Annotated in this window: 3 protein-coding genes and 1 pseudogene; 2 read left to right on the top strand and 2 right to left on the bottom strand. The window is 37.1% G+C overall.

Annotated features, from left to right (window positions below):
* Window positions 1-217: pseudogene (locus QTN95_RS20305) on the top strand (IS4 family transposase); the annotation flags it as partial.
* A gap of 49 nt (window positions 218-266) precedes the next feature.
* Here QTN95_RS20305 and QTN95_RS20310 read toward each other — a convergent pair.
* Both QTN95_RS20310 and cspE read right to left on the bottom strand, forming a co-directional pair.
* Complete coding sequence (locus tag QTN95_RS20310) at window positions 267-467, bottom strand: hypothetical protein (protein WP_138971672.1); 201 nt, start codon at window positions 465-467, stop codon at window positions 267-269.
* A gap of 536 nt (window positions 468-1,003) precedes the next feature.
* Window positions 1,004-1,216: a transcription antiterminator/RNA stability regulator CspE gene (gene cspE / locus QTN95_RS20315; protein WP_138971670.1), complete on the bottom strand. Its 213-nt coding sequence runs from the start codon at window positions 1,214-1,216 to the stop codon at window positions 1,004-1,006.
* A 487-nt stretch (window positions 1,217-1,703) separates the two neighbouring features.
* Between cspE and QTN95_RS20320 the strand changes: the two genes are divergently transcribed.
* Entirely contained in the window at window positions 1,704-1,958 is a 255-nt protein-coding gene (locus QTN95_RS20320; protein WP_331418799.1) for a sensor histidine kinase, read from the top strand.
* Window positions 1,959-2,102: the final 144 nt, after the last annotated feature.

A 2,102-nucleotide genomic window follows, 5' to 3' on the forward strand; every position in this document is an offset into this window, starting at 1 on the left:
GTTTTGGCTGGTAGGAATACATGCACAGCAACAAGGGTGGGATAGGCACTTTCAAGCGAATACAGTCAGAAATCGAAATGTCCTGTCTACCGTTCGATTAGGTATGGAAGTCCTCAGGCGACCAGACTACGAGATTACTACACAACACCTCTTAGCAACGGCCATGGCTCTAGCTGAGCAGCTCTTAAAAGATGGCTATGCACTGGCGGATTTATGAGGGGATCCCTCAAGGCTTAGTGAGAATACAATCAACCCATTTTAAGCGATTAATTTTTATTAATATATCGCTCAGCATTTGCAAATAACTTATCACATAATTTTTTATGAGTGAGATACTCCGAAGAACCTTCCGTCATAGACTCGAGAACTTCTTTCGCTTCTTGATACTCTTTTACCATTGCAGCGAATCGTTCTTCGAAGTTATTCTTCTGGGCTTTTTTGCTTGATTTTTTAACAGGTTTTCTCATATATCTTCTTACCTTATAGATCCCAAAGTTTTTTCTCTTCTCGTTCTAGCAATATGTTTTCAATTCTTTTTCTGATCTTATGAATATTGTTAGAACTTTCATCCGAACCAGTGCTTTTACCTTTGTCCGGTTTGGGGGTAGTACCCTTCGATGGCTTTTTCAATTCTCAATCTCCTTCTCTATTTTGGATATAAAAATCGCCCAAAACCTTCCCGTACGAATCTTTAATTTGACCAGAACTTTCAAGTTCACAAAACGAAAAACTCAGGTCAAAATCGCTAGTATTTAATCTAGGAAGAATATGACGTTTTAGTACATCGCTGTTTAACTGATGTATGGGAGAAGACCAAGAAATCTCACCATGATGAAGACAAAATTTTATAACGAACAATTAGGTTTTTGTCCTTTGATTGTTCTCTGTTCACGAAGAACATAATACCAATATGTCTTTCGATTATTTTTTCGAGTCATCTGACTCCTTATTGAATTTGAAGAAAAAAGATCTCCACTTAAGAGGGAGATCTTTTAGAAAGAAATTACACTAAAGTAACATTACCAGCTTGTGGGCCTTTGCTACCTTGCTCAACATCAAAAGATACCTTTTGACCTTCAGCTAGTGTTTTGAAGCCTTCGCTAACAATTGATTTGAAATGAACGAATAGATCAGCGCCACCGTTGTCAGGAGCGATAAATCCAAAGCCTTTAGTTTCGTTAAACCATTTAACTGAGCCAGTTGTTTTATTTGACATAATATATCTCGATACATTGAATGAATTATAAAGAAAGCTACTAAATAAGGAATGAAGAAAAAGGTATCGCAGGATAGATATGACGAATTTAATCGAAAAACTGAGAAGATCTTGAACTAAATATATTATTAATAGCTCACCGTTTGAGCTGACGACACTATACACTATGTGCACATAATAGATATGTATTTCTTCATTTAATTTTATATCAAACAAAATCAATGAGTTAACACATCAAATCAAGCAAGATGTTAAGCCCTGTGCGAGTTCCTCTCTTGAATCAGGTAGAAGTAACTGGATTTGCACAACTCTGGCTTGAGTAAGAGATGTCGTGAATATTGAGTGGCCTACACTTTGAACCAAGATTTCATTTATCCCTTATTGAATTGTGTAAACCTGAACTCTGGGTGATTAACCCCTATGATAGTTAGATAGCAAGGTAACGGCATAATAAAATACTCAAGATATATGTTTAGAAGGCAGTGAAATTCGTGTGGTGATGAGTGAGCAAAATCGCGTGATAGAAGTAAAAGTGTCAGACAATGGGGAAAGCATTTCTTCTTTAGTCCGTGAGCGATTGTTTGAAGTTTTCTATCGAGGTCAGTCAGATCGAGGAGATGGTGTGGGGCTTGGAATGGCGATCTGCAAAGACATCGCGACACTGCACAACGCATCTATTGAGCTGTTACCAAGAAAAGACGATTGGAATGAATTTACCGTTCGCTTTAGTGCGAATCAATAACCTTGTCGTGTGTTTATTGTCTTAGAAAGAAGCAGATTATCACGACATATGTGATATCTATTCAATTGATTTTATATCCAAACTATAGATATAAAAGCACAAGCTAGGTAACCTTTGAGTCACTCATAAACAACTCAATAGGGC

It is taken from the genome of Vibrio sp. M260112, from assembly GCF_036533775.1.
Classification (GTDB): Bacteria; Pseudomonadota; Gammaproteobacteria; order Enterobacterales; family Vibrionaceae; genus Vibrio.